Origin of the sequence: Tepidiphilus succinatimandens, assembly GCF_006503695.1 — a bacterium.
GTDB lineage: Bacteria > Pseudomonadota > Gammaproteobacteria > Burkholderiales > Rhodocyclaceae > Tepidiphilus > Tepidiphilus succinatimandens.
In genome coordinates, this window is the sequence record NZ_SBIK01000004.1 from 60,279 (window position 1) to 77,707 (window position 17,429).

Below are 17,429 nucleotides of genomic sequence, written 5' to 3' on the forward strand. Positions count from 1 at the left end.
CCCCGCGTGCGCGGGGATGAACCGGATACCAAGAAGGCGCTCAACCCGGTAGAGTGGTGTTCCCCGCGTGCGCGGGGATGAACCTTTGCCATTGGCAGCCCCCATATCGACTACACCGTGTTCCCCGCGTGCGCGGGGATGAACCGCCATCGGGAGCACGAAACGAGGCGCTGGACTGGTGTTCCCCGCGTGCGCGGGGATGAACCGCCAACCCGCCACACCTGCGCGTCTGGTCGATCGTGTTCCCCGCGTGCGCGGGGATGAACCAGGGGTGGGCTAGGGTTGCTTGAGTTGCGATGCCGTGTTCCCCGCGTGCGCGGGGATGAACCTGCCCGATCTCCCGCCACTGCTCGTCTGTGAGCGTGTTCCCCGCGTGCGCGGGGATGAACCGCCATCCGCGCCGCCGACACCTTGACCGCCGAGGTGTTCCCCGCGTGCGCGGGGATGAACCGGAACTGGCGACGCGCTACGGCGGCGACCCGAACGTGTTCCCCGCGTGCGCGGGGATGAACCGCCCGTCACGTGCTGACCCTCAGCCGCGACTACGTGTTCCCCGCGTGCGCGGGGATGAACCGCCGAATGGCGACCTTCAACGAGGAATACCGCGGTGTTCCCCGCGTGCGCGGGGATGAACCGCAGTGGACTGGTGGCCCTGCCGCCCTATCCAAGTGTTCCCCGCGTGCGCGGGGATGAACCGCTTATTGTCCCCTACCGGCGCCCCGTGCCCGTGTGTTCCCCGCGTGCGCGGGGATGAACCGCGAGGGGGCACCCAATAGCACGCCAATGTGCTGTGTTCCCCGCGTGCGCGGGGATGAACCGGGCCGCGGCTTCCGCGGCGCGCTGGAATACGATCGTGTTCCCCGCGTGCGCGGGGATGAACCGTTAGCTAACCGTTCGAGCCGGTTATCTAACTTCGTGTTCCCCGCGTGCGCGGGGATGAACCGGCAGCGGACGCTCTGAACCAAGCCACGCGGAGGTGTTCCCCGCGTGCGCGGGGATGAACCGATCGAAAACCAGATGCCCCGCGGCCAGCTCGGGTGTTCCCCGCGTGCGCGGGGATGAACCGGCGATATGCGCCGGTGCGCTTAGGGTAGCGCCGTGTTCCCCGCGTGCGCGGGGATGAACCGCACGCCAGCGTGATCGATAGTTATTTCGTCTTCGTGTTCCCCGCGTGCGCGGGGATGAACCGCCTCTTTCACCTCCGGCGGAATATCCGTGATGGTGTTCCCCGCGTGCGCGGGGATGAACCGGGCGACCCCGCCGCCGTGCGCACCTCGACCATGTGTTCCCCGCGTGCGCGGGGATGAACCGGGCGCGAAGCGGCCCCGGCTGGCTGGCGCGGCGTGTTCCCCGCGTGCGCGGGGATGAACCGCTCATGGCTTCTCTTCTCCCCAATCGTCCGGCGTGTTCCCCGCGTGCGCGGGGATGAACCGCCTCTACCGGGTGCGGGATGCACTCGGCCTGAGTGTTCCCCGCGTGCGCGGGGATGAACCGCCACGCGGAGGATGAGGTGGAGGCACTACGTCGTGTTCCCCGCGTGCGCGGGGATGAACCGCATGATGTGCGCGTGCCAGTTGCCATTATGCCGTGTTCCCCGCGTGCGCGGGGATGAACCGCAAAGAGCAGCGCTTGTGGATCGAGCGGCTCAGTGTTCCCCGCGTGCGCGGGGATGAACCGCTACAAACTCATCCCCGGCGCGTCGCGCTCGAGTGTTCCCCGCGTGCGCGGGGATGAACCGTCGCTTTAAACAGGCTAGTGCCGCCAAGCGACGTGTTCCCCGCGTGCGCGGGGATGAACCGCTAATCGGCAAGCGCTGCCTGATCTACTCGGGAGTGTTCCCCGCGTGCGCGGGGATGAACCGCGCCCTGACTTCGCCATGTCCGTGGCAATCATGTGTTCCCCGCGTGCGCGGGGATGAACCGGGCTGCGGCAGTTTCACGGAATACGTGGAACGGGTGTTCCCCGCGTGCGCGGGGATGAACCGTTGTCAGACAAGTGCACGGCACGGCACGCCCCGCGTGTTCCCCGCGTGCGCGGGGATGAACCGAAGCCGATAGACTCTACCAGTCCGGCAATTACGTGTTCCCCGCGTGCGCGGGGATGAACCGTCGGCAGCGATACCGGCGGCGGCGCTAAAGCAGTGTTCCCCGCGTGCGCGGGGATGAACCGCGCGGGATCGAGGGCGTCGAGCGCCCGATCGTGTGTTCCCCGCGTGCGCGGGGATGAACCGGCGCGGGCCAGCCGCCAGCAGTGGAGGGTGGGGTGTTCCCCGCGTGCGCGGGGATGAACCGTGGGTCGCGGTTGCCGTTGGCGGGCTGGTTGGCGTGTTCCCCGCGTGCGCGGGGATGAACCGCCATCCGCGCCGCCGACACCTTGACCGCCGAGCGTGTTCCCCGCGTGCGCGGGGATGAACCGCATATCAGCCACGAGACGATCGGTATCAGTTAGGTGTTCCCCGCGTGCGCGGGGATGAACCGGACACCAGCGCGGTGAATCCATCGATCACCCAGCGTGTTCCCCGCGTGCGCGGGGATGAACCGCGGGCCGAGCGTGTCATCGTGGCCGGAGAGAAGTGTTCCCCGCGTGCGCGGGGATGAACCGGAGCGCATGGAGGACAAGCGGCTGCGCCTGCCCCGTGTTCCCCGCGTGCGCGGGGATGAACCTGCTCCAGCTCGCGTGCGACGCGAGGTTGTTGAGTGTTCCCCGCGTGCGCGGGGATGAACCGATCGCAGCGGCAGAGAAACGGGCGCAAGAGGCGTGTTCCCCGCGTGCGCGGGGATGAACCGGCGGCTTCGGCCGCTATGGACGTGAAGGCCTCGTGTTCCCCGCGTGCGCGGGGATGAACCGCGCTTCTGCAGCTTGGCAAGGCTGGCGTTGCGGGTGTTCCCCGCGTGCGCGGGGATGAACCGTCGCTTGGCAACGTCGGCGGCTCCCTCGCGCAGTGTTCCCCGCGTGCGCGGGGATGAACCGGCTGCGGAAGCGGCCTAATCACAGATACAGAAGTGTTCCCCGCGTGCGCGGGGATGAACCGGACGATTTGGCGTCGAACCATACTATGCCATCGTGTTCCCCGCGTGCGCGGGGATGAACCGCCGCAGGCGCTGGAGCGCATGAAGGCGGACGGCGTGTTCCCCGCGTGCGCGGGGATGAACCGAGCAGGGTATCGGGCGCGGCAAGGCATTCGGCTGTGTTCCCCGCGTGCGCGGGGATGAACCGATGCAATCCTTCAACGTCGTGAAGGATCTCAGGTGTTCCCCGCGTGCGCGGGGATGAACCGACCACATCGCCGACGCCATGCGATATCGCGTGCGTGTTCCCCGCGTGCGCGGGGATGAACCGCAAAAAGCCGCCGAGGCGGCCGCGCGGGCTGAGGTGTTCCCCGCGTGCGCGGGGATGAACCAGTAGCCGCCAGAGGCAGGGACGTTCCAGCATGTGTTCCCCGCGTGCGCGGGGATGAACCGGCGCTCTTTGACATCCGGCTGCATCCGCCACGTGTGTTCCCCGCGTGCGCGGGGATGAACCGCCTCTAGCAGCCTGTCGGACTTAACCAGGCTATCGGCATGAGATAATGAAGACCTCTCAGGCGGCAACCGGACTTCGATGATGGGGCATTTCGTAGGTGCTGATCGGGACACCGACTTCCTGCTTCCCCCTTCCGTTCAGGAGTGGTTGCCTGAAGATCACCTGGCCCGGTTTGTTGTTGAAGTGGTTGATCGGCTCGATCTGTCCGAGCTCACCCGGCAGTATGCGGGGCGCGGCTCACGGGCCCATCATCCTGCCGTATTGCTGAGCTTGTTGATTTATGGTTACGCGACTGGGGTCTTCTCCAGTCGCAAGATTGAGCGCGCCACGCACGACTCGATCGCGTTTCGTTATCTGGCGGCCAACACCCACCCGGATCACGACACGATTGCTGCCTTTCGCCGTCGCTTCCTTCCCCAGATTGAGTCCTTGTTCGTGCAGGTTCTGCTGCTGGCGCGGGAAATGAAGCTGGTGAAGCTGGGCCGGATCGCGCTGGATGGCACGAAGGTGAAAGCAAACGCCAGCAAGCACAACGCGTTGTCCTATGCGCATGCACAAAAGATCGAAGCGCAGTTGAAGGCGGAAGTCAGTGCGCTTGCCGCCCAGGCGGAGGCTGCAGATCAGGCGCCGGTGTGTGAGGGGATGAAGCTTCCCGCCGAGATTGCCCGGCGTGAAGCCCGGCTGGAAGCGCTGGCTCAGGCCAAGCGGGTCATTGAGGCGCGAGCGCAAGAGCGCTTCGAACAGGAGCAGGCCGACTACCAGCACAAACAGGCCAAACGACAGGCCCAGAGGGAGGCTGGAAAAAAGCCCCGGGGCCGGGCGCCTAAACCTCCGCAGCCTGGCCCCCGGGAGAGCGATCAGGTGAATCTGACCGACGAAGCATCGCGCATCATGCCCGTCTCCGGCGGCGGCTTTGAGCAGTGCTACAACGCTCAGGCCGGGGTGGATACCGAGACGATGTTGATCATCAGTACGCACATGACCCAGGCGACAAACGACAAACAGCAGCTCATACCCGCACTGGCCAGAATAGGTGCGCTGCCGCAGTCCCTGGGCAGCGTTACTGATCTGCTCGCCGACGCAGGCTACTTCAGTCAAGCCAATGTCCAGGCGTGCAAGGAGAAGAACATCGAGCCGTTACTGGCGCTGTCCCGAGAGCAACACCACTTATCCGTGTTTGATCGGTTTGCACCCGATGAGCCGGCGCCGGTCACGGACGACCCGGTGGCGCAGATGAAGCACCGGTTAGCCACCCAATCGGGGCGAGCTCTGTATGCGCTGCGAAAACAAACGGTGGAGCCCGTATTCGGAATTATCAAACAGGTGATGGGCCTGAGGCAGTTCTCGATGAGGGGACTAGAGAAGGTTGCGGGCGAATGGACGTTGGCTGCGCTGGCGTGGAATGTGAAACGGATGAAGGTGTTGAAAATGACGGCGTGAGCGCCTGTTGCCCCCGATGAAGGCCTATCATGGCGCTCTTTGGGTACCGTTGAAGGCGCTCAAGGCTCACTGAGCAGTCGGCTGACGCTCAAAGCCGGTAGCCTAACGCACAGAGCCGCTCAAAACGACGTCCGGCAACTGCAAGTCCGACAGGCTGCTAGAAGCCGTTTTTAGATGTGTGGTAATGGTGTTCCCCGCGTGCGCGGGGATGAACCGTAGCCATCGGGCGAACGCGGCGCGCGCGCCATGTGTTCCCCGCGTGCGCGGGGATGAACCGCGTATTGTCTGGGTGAGGCAGCGGCAGACCTAGTGTTCCCCGCGTGCGCGGGGATGAACCGACAAATGCCTCATGTGCCGCGACCACGACAGAGTGTTCCCCGCGTGCGCGGGGATGAACCGCACGCCAGCGGCGTTCCCATCAGCGCGCCGGCGTGTTCCCCGCGTGCGCGGGGATGAACCGCTTGCCTTGCTGCAGGCCGATGGACAACAGGCGTGTTCCCCGCGTGCGCGGGGATGAACCGCTCTTGCTGCTGCAGGACGAGCGCCGCGTTGATGTGTTCCCCGCGTGCGCGGGGATGAACCGTACAACAGGGACGCCTGAACGTACCTACACCACGTGTTCCCCGCGTGCGCGGGGATGAACCGCGGATGAACGCCAAGGGCAACGACGTGTACATATGTTCCCCGCGTGCGCGGGGATGAACCGCCGGGCGGCTATGGCTCGCAGTACGACCCGGTATGTTCCCCGCGTGCGCGGGGATGAACCGCGCATGGGGGAGCAGCCGCCTACGATCATCGTATGTTCCCCGCGTGCGCGGGGATGAACCGAAAAATGGGCGCGATCAAGCCCGACGCTACCTATGTTCCCCGCGTGCGCGGGGATGAACCAGGTACTGCCGACGCTGCGACTGGAGCCCGAGCATGTTCCCCGCGTGCGCGGGGATGAACCGAGAAAGAGCTGCAAGGCGAGCTATAGGCTATGATGTTCCCCGCGTGCGCGGGGATGAACCGGTGCTGGGCGTGGCCCTGCCGCGCGACTTGGAATGTTCCCCGCGTGCGCGGGGATGAACCGACGGAAATCGCGGAGCGTGGGTTCATCGCTGCATGTTCCCCGCGTGCGCGGGGATGAACCGGCAGAGGGCTACGACGTAGCCGACCTAGATCGTATGTTCCCCGCGTGCGCGGGGATGAACCGGGCGACCCCGCCGCCGTGCGCACCTCGACCATGTGTTCCCCGCGTGCGCGGGGATGAACCGAGATGGCCGATAAGGCAGCCTACGAGGACGCCGTGTTCCCCGCGTGCGCGGGGATGAACCGGACTTGGCGACGGCGTTTTGGCAGGGGTGCCGGCGTGTTCCCCGCGTGCGCGGGGATGAACCGGGCGACCCCGCCGCCGTGCGCACCTCGACCATGTGTTCCCCGCGTGCGCGGGGATGAACCGCCCAACGCCTAGGCTCTTTTTCGGGATGGGCTTCGTGTTCCCCGCGTGCGCGGGGATGAACCGCCTAGGCATGACGGCTGCGCAACCATCCACGAGTGTTCCCCGCGTGCGCGGGGATGAACCGCCGTTTTGCACGTTTCGCTATCCGCCGCCCCCGGTGTTCCCCGCGTGCGCGGGGATGAACCAAGGTCTGCGTATAGAGCGACAATTACTCTGGCCGGCGGACGACAACTATTATGGCCGGTTACCCTAAGCTTGGCCGCTTGTTCCGACCCACCAGGGAGCCGGTATGGCGGTCACCAACCAACAGGTCATGCTCTATATGTCACAACGCCAACAAGGCCAGACCCAGGAGGTCGCCGCCGTCAAGGCTGTGTCAAGCGACATCAGAAAGTGACCCCCTGGCGACAGTGAAATCTGACCCCCTTACTCTCTGACGAGCTGCTCGGGATGGTGGATGGAATCGGGCTTGATCAGCCCGGCCTTGCGCTTGGCACGCAGTCGGTAGCTGTCACCGCGGAGGGTGATGACATGACTGTGGTGCAGCAGCCGGTCGAGGATGGCGGTGGCCACCACTGCGTCACCGAACACCTCGCCCCACTCGCTGACCGCCCGGTTGCTGGTCACCAACAGGCTGCCGCGTTCGTAGCGGCGGGTGACCAGTTGGAAGAACAGGTTGGCTGCCCCCGGCTCCAGCGGCAGGTAGCCCAGCTCGTCGATGATCAATAACTTGGGCTTGGCGAAGTGCCTCAGCCGCTCTTCCAGCTCCCCACTGGCATGGGCCTGGACGAGCTGGGTGATCAGTGCCGTGGCGGTGGTAAACAGCACCGAGTAGCCGGCCTTGACCGCTTCCCGGCCCAGTGCCACGGCGAGATGGCTCTTGCCCACGCCCGGCGGGCCGAGCAGCAGCAGGGCATCGCCGTTGGCGATCCAGCGTCCACAGGCCAGTTCGCGGATCTGACCGGGATCGACGGCAGGCTGGGCGCTGAAGTCGAACCCTTCCAGGGTGCGCAGAAACGGGAAGCGCGCGATGCTCAGCCCCATCTGGATGCGCCGTTGCTCCTTGTGGGCTACCTCCTGTTCGCAGAGGTAGGCCAGCGTCTCGCGCAGAGTCAGCTCCCGGCGAGCGGCTTCGTCGAGCAGGCTGTCGAGCCGCTCGCGGATGGCGGTCAGCTTGAGACGCGTCAGCATGGCGTCCAGGCGCTCAGTCTCCGGTGTCGTCATCACCAGCCACCTCCCACCACGGCTTCGTACTCGGTCAGGTCGCGCTGTAACGCAGCCGGCGGGAGCGTGGCTGACGGCAAGGTGGCCACGATCTCGCTGGTGGCCACGGCACCCTCGGTGTCCGTCTTGGGCGGTCGGTAACCGACGATGCCCTGCAGGTGCTCCGGCAGGCAGCGCACCTGACGGCGTCCGCCCAGCTCTGGGTGGCGGGCCACCTCGCGGCCGGCGTGGTGCACCCGAAGCTCGCCGTCGGTCACACTGACCTGGACCGGCTCGCCAATCAGGCGCCAGGGCACGCTGTAGCGGTTGGTGTCGACCTCCACGGTGGCGTCGCGCTGAACCCGACGGCTCAGCTCTCGGGCCTGCTCGAAGGGCGCCCGGTCGTTCAGCGGCTTCAGGCTGGCCTGTTCGGCGGTGAAGCGCACCGCCGGCAGTTCTCCGGTGGTGCCGTGGACTCGCTGGTCGGCGATCTCGCGCATCCACCAGCTCAGGTGAGCCTCCAGCGCCGCCCAAGAGGCGAAGCTGCGGCCGGCGATGGCGTTACGCTTCACGTAGCCGACACCGCGCTCGTCCTTGCCCTTGGTACGGGCGCGCTATGGCGCACAGGCCAGCGGCCGGAACCCCCAGTAACGCGCAAAGGCCGCCAGCCGCTCGTTGAACACCACCTCACGGGTCGCCGCGTTGTGGTGATCGACCAAGGCACGAGCGTTATCCAGCAGCACCTGCTCCGGTACCCCGCCAAAGTGACGGAAGGCGCCTTCCAGGCCGGCGAACCATGCCGATTGCCGCTCGTGCCGGAAGGCGTGGACGTAGTGGCGGCGGGAGTATCCTAGGGTGGCGACAAACAGGAAGACTTTGACCGACTCCCCATCGATGGTGATGTGGCGGCTGCCGAAGTCGATCTGCAGCTGCTTGCCGGGCGGCGTCTCGAACCTCACCGTGGCCTTGGCTTCGGCAGCCAGTGCCTGGCGCAAGGGCGCGCAAGCGCGCTCCACCGTGCGCAGGCTGACCGTGAGGCCGTGTTCGAGCTGCAGATCCTGCAAGACCACGGCAGCGTTGCCGGCGTGTTGCAGGAAGCGGGCCTTCAGCCATTCCTCCAGCCCCTCGAGCGACTTGCTGCGCTTCGGGCTCGCGTAGGGCGCCCACCCACCCTGGCGCAGGTAGCGCTTGACGGTGTTCCTGCTGATGCCGGGCTCGTCGGCAATGCGTTTCGTCCCCCAGCCACAGGCCTTCAGGTGCAGCATGGCGGCAACATCCTCTGGACTCTGCATCGGTTCCCCTCGTACCTGAGTGTGGGGAACGTTATATTCGGATTTCTTCATGGGCGAACCCTCCTGGTGAGCTCACGGAGGGGGCAGTTTTCCGTGTCGCTTGGGGGTCAGTTTTACATGGCGCTTGACACCTGTGCCTGGACAAGGGCTACGACAGTCAGGCACTGCGTCAGTGGCTACGCCAGCAAGGGTTCATTGCGCATATCCCGCGCCGGGGGCAAAAACCCGAGCCCAAACCTGCCGGGGCAAAGGCGCGGCGTTGGGTCGTCGAACAGACCCATTCCTGGCTCAATCGCTACCGTCGCCTGCTCGTGCGCTGGGAGAAAAAGGCGGCCAACTACGAAGCGATGCTTCATCTTGCCGCAGGCATCATCGCGTTTCAACAAGCAGGATTATTCGGATAGGCTCTTAGGGCCTCCCCCGCGTGCGCGGGGATCGACCGTGGCTAGCCGACAAGTACGGCGCGGATCGCATGCCTCCCCCGCGTGCGCGGGGATCGACCCCATAGCCCCAAGAAAACCTGGCTTAAGTGTAAAATATGGACCATAATGTCCTCTTAGATTACCAGAGAAGGACAAAAACATGACAAACACACAACCACTGGAACTTCTGCGGCAGGCCCGCGACAGGTTCACACAGCGCGAGATAGCCGAACATGTTGGCAAGACGCCCAAGACCGTGAGACGCTGGGAAAAGGGGGAAGTCCCGTGTCCTGCCATGCTTGAACCGGCGCTGCGCGATCTGCTGCAAAAAGCCCCGCACAGTCCGGCCAGTGGCAGTCGGTTCCGGTTCATCGACCTGTTCGCAGGGATTGGTGGCATCCGCATGGGCTTTGAGGCTCACGGCGGAGAATGCGTCTTTACCAGCGAATGGAACGAGTTCTCGAAAAAAACCTACGTCGAGAACTTCGGCGACCGACATCCCCGACATCTGTTCGTCGGCGACATTGTCCCGTTTCCGGCAGAGGATGTGCCCGATCACGATGTGCTGCTGGCTGGATTTCCCTGCCAGCCGTTTTCCATCGCAGGAGTCTCAAAAAAGAACTCGCTCGGGCGCCCTCACGGCTTTGAATGCACCACGCAGGGAACTCTGTTCTTCGACGTGGCGCGGATCATCGCCGCAAAACGCCCCAAGGCATTCCTGCTGGAAAACGTCAAGAACCTCCTCTCGCACGACAGGGGCAACACGTTCCGTGTCATCATGCAAATCCTGCGTGACGAGCTTGGTTATGACGTGCATTACCGGATCATCGACGGCAAGCACTTCACCCCGCAGCACCGCGAACGGATCATCATCGTCGGATTCCGCGAGAAAACCAGCTTTTCATGGGACGACCTGCAACTGCCTTCCGAAGGGCCGCGCCTTTCCTCAATCCTGCACCGGACGGACGGTACCGAACCCGTGCTGCCTTGGGATGGTGACAGGTTTTTCGATCACAGGCGGCAGACCGTCCAGCCCAAATACACCCTGACGCCAAAACTGTGGGCCTATCTCCAAGCCTATGCGGAGAAGCACCGCGCCGCCGGTAACGGCTTCGGCTTCGGCCTGGTCACGCCTGACAGTGTGGCCAGAACCCTGTCAGCCCGGTATTACAAGGACGGCTCGGAAATCCTCGTCGCGCAGGGCAACCGCAAGCGGCCGCGCCGCCTGACCCCGCGTGAATGCGCACGCCTTATGGGATTCCCGGACACGTTCCGTATCCCCGTCAGCGACACGCAGGCCTACCGCCAGTTTGGAAACAGCGTAGTGGTGCCGGTCATACGCGAGGTGGCCCGCATCATGGTTCCGCACGTCGAAGCCCTGATCGAGCAGGAGCGGGCCGGCGTCTTCCAGCCACCCCTCGCATTTGCCTGAATGCCGTGGCAGACATAGTAGATGCCGCAACCCGAAGCCGGATGATGTCCGGCATCAAGGGACGGAACACGAAACCTGAAATCCTTGTGCGGAGCCTGCTGCACCGGGAGGGCTTCCGTTTCCGCCTGCATGTCCGGGAATTGCCCGGCAAGCCTGATATCGTGCTGCCGAAATACCGCGCCGCCATCTTCGTGCATGGCTGTTTCTGGCACGGTCACGACTGCCCCCTCTACAGGCTCCCAGGTACCAGGCCGGATTTCTGGCAGAACAAGATCGAACGTAACCGGGCCAGTGACCGCAGGGCACGGGATGCGCTCCTTGCAGCGGGCTGGCGTGTTGCCGTGGTCTGGGAATGCGCTCTTCGTGGACCAGGAACCGATGTCGGACAGGTCGCGCAGAGACTCGCCGGGTGGCTGCGCGGTAATGAACCGGAAACAGGGATCAGGAAATGAAGAAGGGCTATCTGTCACAGTATTTCAAGGGGGTGGCACTCAAGCGCCTGAGCGCCGTCGAGGCCGATACCATGCGGTCGAACCAGCACGAGTTCAACGGTGTGGAATCCTTGCGCTCAATCTTGGGAGAGCCATCCGGCAAAGTGCGGTTCGCGGCGAAGTTCCTCTACCTTTCCGACCAAGACGATGAACCGGTCGTTGAGGATGGGTTCCTGACGTGGTACGACGCCCGGCAGAAGGCAAGGGAAGAGCGCGGAGTAATGCGATGGGAATACCGGCTGTATTTCCCGACCAATCTTGTCTCACAGTGCGCAGCGGAAGGCGACCTGCTGGTAATCGCAAGGCGGGCCGATGGCGAGCTGCTGGCCATCGTGGCAGAGAAGGACACGACCATCGAACGGCAGATCATGTGGCTGTTCGGGTTTTCCGATCTCACGCACCCCGGTTTTTCCGTCAAGTCAGAGCTGGAAACCGAACAGGACAGGATTGGCTTTGCGGCAAGAGTCATCCTCGAACAGATCGGCATCGAACCTGAAGAGGAAGCCCCTAACTATCTGGACGAAATGCTGGCAAGGTTCGGCGGAGGCTTCCCGAAAACGGTCGAGTTTTCGGCCTACGCCAGAAGCACGATCCGCGATCTTTCCAGCCGCGACGACCCGGACGCGGCGCTGGTTGCGTGGATGGAACGAGAAGAAGTCCTGTTCCGCACACTCGAGAAGCACCTCCTCGGCGAGAAACTTCGACGCCTCGTGCAGTCCGGCATCGAGGACACGGGACCATTCATCAAGCTGGTGCAAAGCGCCCTGCAACGCAGGAAGTCACGGGCCGGTTCGGCGCTGGAAAACCATCTGGAACAGGTGTTCACCGATCACGGCGTGACCTACACACGATCCGGCATCACCGAAAAAAAACTGAAGCCGGACTTTATCTTTCCAAGCATAACTCATTATTACGATGCCTCTTTCCCTCAGGCTAGACTGACGATGCTGGCCTCGAAATCAACCTGCAAGGACAGGTGGCGACAAATCCTCAACGAAGCTGTCCGCATCCCGTATAAGCATCTTCTGACGCTCGAACCCAGCATCAGCGAGGATCAGACGAACGAGATGAAGGCAGAGCAGGTGCAACTTGTGCTGCCCCGCAGCCTGCATCAGACCTACACGGCGGCACAGCAAGCTTATCTCATGGATGTGAAGTCATTTATCCAGCTGGTGAGGCAGCGGCAGAACGCCTGATACGCTCCACCGCTTCCAACGGGTGGCCAATCGGCACGGCCTGATGCGCCCCAGTTGTCCACGCTGAATCACTGTTCTCTCAGACCTACCCAAACCTGTCTAGCAGCCTGTCGGACTTGCAGTTGCCGGACGTCGTTTTGAGCGGCTCTGTGCGTTAGGCTACCGGCTTTGAGCGTCAGCCGACTGCTCAGTGAGCCTGGAGCGCCTTCAACGGCACCCAAAGAGCGCCATGACAAGCCTTCATCGGGGGCAACAGGCGCTCACGCCGTCATTTTCAACACCTTCATCCGTTTCACATTCCACGCCAGCGCAGCCAACTGAACTGGCCCCCACTGTCAAGACAGCTTTCATCCGAGTTTAAGCTGCGTCCATCGCTTCACTCGCAGCGCAACAGCGCTGCCCTGTGGTTGCGCTGCCGAACCGATCCGGGATACTCGCGCCGCCTCCCGTAGCATCGGCATACACCGCATTCGGCGTCCGGTTGCCTAACGCCTGGTGCGCTCGCTCACCGTTGTAGAACGCGAAATACTGCGTCAGCCCGATGGTCAGCTCGGCCACCGTACCGTACCCTTTCAAATACACGTCCTCATACTTGAGGCTGCGCCACAGCCGTTCGACGAAGATATTGTCCAGCGCGCGGCCGCGCCCGTCCATGCTGATGGCGATCTCTTCGCGCTGGAGCACGCCCGTGAAGGCCGCGCTCGTGAATTGCGAGCCCTGATCGGTGTTGAAGATCTCGGGCTTGCCGTGCACGCTCAACGCCTCCTCCAGACAATCGACGCAGAACGACGTGTCCATGCTGTTGCTGATCCGCCAGGCCAGCACCCGCCGCGAATACCAGTCGATGATCGCCACCAGATACACGAAGCCGCGCGCCAGCCGAAGGTAGGTGATGTCCGTGCTCCACACCTGGTTTGGTCTGCTCACCGTAATGCCGCGCAGCAGGTAAGGATAGACCCGATGTTCCGGATGCTTGACGCGGGTCGACGGCCCAGGCGCCATCCCCGCCAGCCCCATCAGGCGCATCAGCCGCTGTACCCGCTTGCGATTGACCGCATGGCCCTGACGCGCCAGATACACGACCATCCGCCGGCTGCCGTAAAACGGCCGCCGCGTGTAGTGCTCGTCGATCAGCCGGCACAGCAGCAGCTCTTCCTCCGATTCCTCGCGGGGCGCCTGTCGCCCGTAGAAGCTGGAGCGCGCCACCCCGGCCAAATCGCATTGCCGCGACAAAGCCAGTTCCGCCTCCCGCTCGATCCAGCTCATTCGTAGCTCGCCGCTCATAGTCCGGACTTTTTTTTGAGCCAGTCGAGCTCCATCTTCAACCGGCCGATCTCTGCGTACAGGCACTCTTCGTCGGCCTGCGGCGTCGGCTTCGGCCCTCGCTTGCCCTCGAACAGCGTCGCTGCCCGCTCCACGATCTCCTTCTTCCATTGCCCCACCACAACGGGATGCACGCCGTACTGCTGCCCGATCTCGTTGAGCGTCTTCACCCCCTTGAGCGCTTCCATCCCGACTTTCGCCTTGAACTCGGCACTGTGCACCTTGCGTTTCTTGACCTCACTCATGCTATCGTCCTCCTGGGGCGACAGCTTAAACCAGTGTCTCAAATTCGGGGACCACTATACTCATCGAGAACTGCCTCAGGCCCATCACCTGTTTGATAATTCCGAATACGGGCTCCACCGTTTGTTTTCGCAGCGCATACAGAGCTCGCCCCGATTGGGTGGCTAACCGGTGCTTCATCTGCGCCACCGGGTCGTCCGTGACCGGCGCCGGCTCATCGGGTGCAAACCGATCAAACACGGATAAGTGGTGTTGCTCTCGGGACAGCGCCAGTAACGGCTCGATGTTCTTCTCCCTGCACGCCTGGACATTGGCTTGACTGAAGTAGCCTGCGTCGGCGAGCAGATCAGTAACGCTGCCCAGGCACTGCGGCAGCGCACCTATTCTGGCCAGTGCGGGCATGAGCTGCTGTTTGTCGTTTGTCGCCTGGGTCATGTGCGTACTGATGATCAACATCGTCTCGGTATCCACCCCGGCCTGAGCGTTGTAGCACTGCTCAAAGCCGCCGCCGGAGACAGGCATGATGCGCGATGCTTCATCGGTCAGATTCACCTGATCGCTATCCCGGGGGCCAGTCTGCGGGGGTTTAGGCGCCCGGCCCCGGGGCTTTTTTCCGGCGTCCCTCTGGGCCTGTCGTTTGGCCTGTTTGTGCTGGTAGTCGGCCTGCTCCTGTTCGAAGCGCTCTTGCGCTCGCGCCTCAATGATCCGCTTGGCCTGAGCCAGCGCTTCCAGCCGGGCTTCACGCCGGGCAATCTCGGCGGGAAGCTCCATCCCCTCATGCACCGGCGCCTGATCTGCAGCCTCCGCCTGGGCGGCAAGCGCACTGACTTCCGCCTTCAACTGCGCTTCGATCTTTTGTGCATGCGCATAGGACAACGCGTTGTGCTTGCTGGCGTTTGCTTTCACCTTCGTGCCATCCAGCGCGATCCGGCCCAGCTTCACCAGCTTCATTTCCCGCGCCAGCAGCAGAACCTGCACGAACAGGGACTCAATCTGGGGAAGGAAGCGACGGCGAAAGGCAGCAATCGTGTCGTGATCCGGGTGAGTGTTGGCCGCCAGATAACGAAACGCGATCGAGTCGTGCGTGGCGCGCTCAATCTTGCGACTGGAGAAGACCCCAGTCGCGTAGCCATAAATCAACAAGCTCAGCAATACCGCAGGATGATGGGCCCGTGAGCCGCGCCCCGCATACTGCCGGGTGAGCTCGGACAGATCGAGCCGATCAACCACTTCAACAACAAACCGGGCCAGGTGATCTTCAGGCAACCACTCATGAAGGGAAGGGGGAAGCAGGAAGTCGGTGTCCCGATCAGCACCTACGAAATGGCCCATCATCGAAGTCCTATTGCCGCCTGAGAGGCCTTCATTATCTCATGCCGATAGCTTGGCCAAGTCCGACAGGCTGCTAGACGGCCACGCTTGGGCGTAGTGGGCGTTCGGCGCGTTGGTGGTTGTGCCTCCCGTGCTGATCAGCTGGTCCGCAGGCGAGCGCGGTTTTGGCGCCATCGGCGCCATCGTGGGCTGGTGGGCGTTTTTGATCATCTTGGCACTGATCCTGCTCTAGAGACCGCGCGCGCGAATGACGCGATCGGTGCGTCTGACCCCACTGCGCGAACTCATCCACCTCCATCTCGCCCCCGCATGCGCGGGGATGAACCGCCGCGCCTACCTTGAGGGCCGGGGTATCAGCCCCTCACCCCCGCATGTGCGGGGATGAACCGGCGACTCGGTCGACGTTGGCGAGGCCAGTTTGTGGGACCATCACATCCTGAATACGCTAATATCCTGGGCTGCACTTTTAGATCGAGACCTGTCCCTAACTGGGTCCGGGAGATCATCGATGACCTACACATTGTATGACCATGATTTATCCCCGTGGTCGAGCCTGGATGACGCAAAAAACCAACTGGAGCGCGTCGAGGAGCTGCTGCGCGAGAGGCCGGATGATCGGGGACTCCTGGCAGCTCGTGACGATATCCGGCGCATCATGGCGCTGATCGAGGCGAGAGAGTGATCCGCATCGAACTCGACGACCGTGCAGTGTGCCGCGCGCTCGAAGACCTGCGCCGGCGCGCATCCGACATGACCCAGGCCATGCACGCCATCGGCCAGGCGCTAGCGGAGGGCAGCCACGAGCGCATCCTCGATGGGCAGGATTAGACCGGGCAGCCCTTTGCGCCCAACAGCGCGGCGACGCTGGCGCGCAAAAAAGGCGATAAGCCCCTGATCGACAGCCAGAGCTTCGTGCGCACCCGGCTACACTACCAGGCAGACGCCGACGTTACGCCCGGCTAAAAATCCGGGCGTGGATTGAAACCGAGCTGTATGTAATGCTGCCCTCCGATCTGGTGGAGTGGATGGCGTCAGACGACTAGCGGCGGCGCGACTCAAGCCACTGGAGGATGCAGCCGATGACGTTCGCGCCGGCGATGATAGCCGGCCATAACATCCAGCCGACCAGCAGCAGCGCGATGCCTCCAACGATGCTCCATGCGGCAATAGTGGCAAGCGCATCAATCACGAGAGGACTCCATCATGGCAGGTAAAGACATCGCGCTTGGCGTCGTCATTGGCGGGGTGGTTTCCGCCACATTTGGCCGTGCGCTCAATGTCGTTGACAAAAGTATAGACGTATAGACGACTTGAAGCGAAAGGGCGACAAGGCAAAAATCTGGCAAAACGTCATCGGCGAGACGATGAAACTCCAGCAGGAGTTTCGGGCCGCCCATCTGTCCGGCTCCGCTGCGGCAGACGGCATTCGCGCCAAGATCGAGAAGAATCAAGCCGCCATCAAAGCGGCTGGGTTCGCCGTCGACAAACTGGCCGACAACTACACCCCGCTTGTTCCTCCCGGCTAAAAAACCGCGCGTCGATCGCAGGCGTCACCCCCTCAGCCACCACCCCGCCGCGAATGCCGCCGCCCAGAGCAGCACCCACACGAGCCGCTCGCGGCGGCGGCTGGCTGATTCGCGTTCGGCGCGGCGGCGGCGCAGTTTTTCCTGCTCGCGCTCGGCCAAGCGTTCGCTGAGGTCGCGGTGCATGAGGCGCGGCAGCTGCGGCAGGATCTTCGCCCATTGCGGCGCTTCTTCTTCGAGCTGGCGGCGCAGCGCGCGCCAGCCGACCTGCTCGCTCATCCAGCGTTCGAGGAAAGGCTTGGCGGTCTGCCACAGGTCGAGTTCGGGGTCGAGCTGGCGGCCCAGTCCTTCGATGTTCAGCAGCGTCTTTTGCAGCAGCACGAGCTGGGGTTGCTTCCATCCGGCACTAGCGTGGTGCATTCCTCCCCATTTATGCGCACGCGACGCGTGCCACGGCTGCGCTGCAAAATCGCCCCGCCGCGCCCAACCAACTGAACTCAAACGACAAACGCCGAAAACGCAGAAATGGCGCGCAACTTGCTATAGCACAGGTGAACCGGATGGGTCGC

Annotated in this window: 11 protein-coding genes, 3 pseudogenes and 2 CRISPR repeat arrays (1 of these 16 only partly in view); of the genes and pseudogenes, 8 read left to right on the forward strand and 6 right to left on the reverse strand. The window is 63.5% G+C overall.

The window, feature by feature from the left end; translation table 11 throughout:
• Positions 1 to 3,523: direct repeats of the CRISPR family, unit length 29 nt; unit sequence GTGTTCCCCGCGTGCGCGGGGATGAACCG; it begins 1,415 nt to the left of the window's first position.
• Positions 3,524 to 3,603: 80 nt separating this feature from the next.
• The gene (locus tag EPD82_RS03895) at positions 3,604 to 4,962 is read left to right on the forward strand and encodes an IS1182 family transposase (RefSeq protein WP_141055675.1); all 1,359 of its coding nucleotides are present in this window, start codon (positions 3,604 to 3,606) and stop codon (positions 4,960 to 4,962) included.
• A gap of 187 nt (positions 4,963 to 5,149) precedes the next feature.
• Positions 5,150 to 6,589: direct repeats of the CRISPR family, unit length 29 nt; unit sequence GTGTTCCCCGCGTGCGCGGGGATGAACCG.
• Positions 6,590 to 6,829: 240 nt separating this feature from the next.
• On the opposite strand, the gene istB is transcribed toward EPD82_RS03895, so the two are convergent.
• Both istB and istA read right to left on the reverse strand, forming a co-directional pair.
• Positions 6,830 to 7,627 (reverse strand): IS21-like element helper ATPase IstB, encoded by a 798-nt coding sequence (gene istB, locus EPD82_RS03900; RefSeq protein ID WP_141055544.1) that lies wholly within the window; start codon positions 7,625 to 7,627, stop codon positions 6,830 to 6,832.
• Positions 7,627 to 8,949: pseudogene (gene istA, locus EPD82_RS12350) on the reverse strand (IS21 family transposase). Before istA ends, istB begins: the two are co-directional and overlap by 1 nt.
• An 86-nt stretch (positions 8,950 to 9,035) precedes the next feature.
• Between istA and EPD82_RS03910 the strand changes: the two are divergent.
• From EPD82_RS03910 to EPD82_RS03925, 4 genes are all read left to right on the forward strand, one after another.
• Complete coding sequence (locus EPD82_RS03910; protein WP_276607285.1) at positions 9,036 to 9,302, forward strand: transposase; 267 nt, start codon at positions 9,036 to 9,038, stop codon at positions 9,300 to 9,302.
• A 178-nt stretch (positions 9,303 to 9,480) separates the two neighbouring features.
• The gene (dcm, locus tag EPD82_RS03915; RefSeq protein ID WP_141055547.1) at positions 9,481 to 10,752 is read left to right on the forward strand and encodes a DNA (cytosine-5-)-methyltransferase; all 1,272 of its coding nucleotides are present in this window, start codon (positions 9,481 to 9,483) and stop codon (positions 10,750 to 10,752) included.
• A 5-nt stretch (positions 10,753 to 10,757) separates the two neighbouring features.
• A complete protein-coding gene (locus EPD82_RS03920; protein WP_141055550.1) occupies positions 10,758 to 11,204 on the forward strand; it encodes a very short patch repair endonuclease in 447 nt (148 codons plus the stop codon).
• On the forward strand, positions 11,201 to 12,439 hold the full coding sequence (locus tag EPD82_RS03925; protein ID WP_141055553.1) for a type II restriction endonuclease: 1,239 nt from the start codon (positions 11,201 to 11,203) through the stop codon (positions 12,437 to 12,439). Before EPD82_RS03920 ends, EPD82_RS03925 begins: the two co-directional genes overlap by 4 nt.
• Before the next feature lie 357 nt (positions 12,440 to 12,796).
• Here EPD82_RS03925 and EPD82_RS03930 read toward each other — a convergent pair.
• Positions 12,797 to 14,007 (reverse strand): IS3 family transposase gene (locus tag EPD82_RS03930; RefSeq protein ID WP_141055556.1). Its coding sequence is split into 2 segments (ribosomal slippage): positions 12,797 to 13,725 and positions 13,725 to 14,007, totalling 1,212 coding nucleotides; the frame shifts between segments, so codons are not numbered across the junction.
• Positions 14,008 to 14,074: 67 nt separating this feature from the next.
• A pseudogene (locus tag EPD82_RS03935) lies at positions 14,075 to 15,337 on the reverse strand (IS1182 family transposase); the annotation flags it as partial.
• Between the two features lie 508 nt (positions 15,338 to 15,845).
• On the opposite strand from EPD82_RS03935, the gene EPD82_RS11880 reads away from it, so the two are divergent.
• Both EPD82_RS11880 and EPD82_RS11885 read left to right on the forward strand, forming a co-directional pair.
• Positions 15,846 to 16,019 carry a hypothetical protein gene (locus EPD82_RS11880; RefSeq protein ID WP_170210779.1) on the forward strand — a complete coding sequence of 58 codons (174 nt, stop codon included), beginning with the start codon at positions 15,846 to 15,848 and terminating at the stop codon, positions 16,017 to 16,019.
• On the forward strand, positions 16,016 to 16,165 hold the full coding sequence (locus EPD82_RS11885) for a phage virion morphogenesis protein (protein ID WP_170210780.1): 150 nt from the start codon (positions 16,016 to 16,018) through the stop codon (positions 16,163 to 16,165). The genes EPD82_RS11880 and EPD82_RS11885 overlap by 4 nt, the downstream gene beginning before the upstream one ends.
• A 211-nt stretch (positions 16,166 to 16,376) precedes the next feature.
• Here EPD82_RS11885 and EPD82_RS11890 read toward each other — a convergent pair whose 3' ends face one another.
• The gene (locus EPD82_RS11890; protein ID WP_170210781.1) at positions 16,377 to 16,526 is read right to left on the reverse strand and encodes a hypothetical protein; all 150 of its coding nucleotides are present in this window, start codon (positions 16,524 to 16,526) and stop codon (positions 16,377 to 16,379) included.
• Between the two features lie 175 nt (positions 16,527 to 16,701).
• On the opposite strand from EPD82_RS11890, the gene EPD82_RS11895 reads away from it, so the two are divergent.
• Positions 16,702 to 16,863, forward strand: a complete 162-nt coding sequence (locus tag EPD82_RS11895; protein ID WP_170210782.1) for a hypothetical protein — start codon at positions 16,702 to 16,704, stop codon at positions 16,861 to 16,863.
• A 24-nt stretch (positions 16,864 to 16,887) separates the two neighbouring features.
• Here the strand turns inward: EPD82_RS11895 and EPD82_RS12030 are convergent.
• Positions 16,888 to 17,253: pseudogene (locus tag EPD82_RS12030) on the reverse strand (ubiquinone biosynthesis regulatory protein kinase UbiB); the annotation flags it as partial.
• Between the last annotated feature and the right edge of the window lie 176 nt (positions 17,254 to 17,429).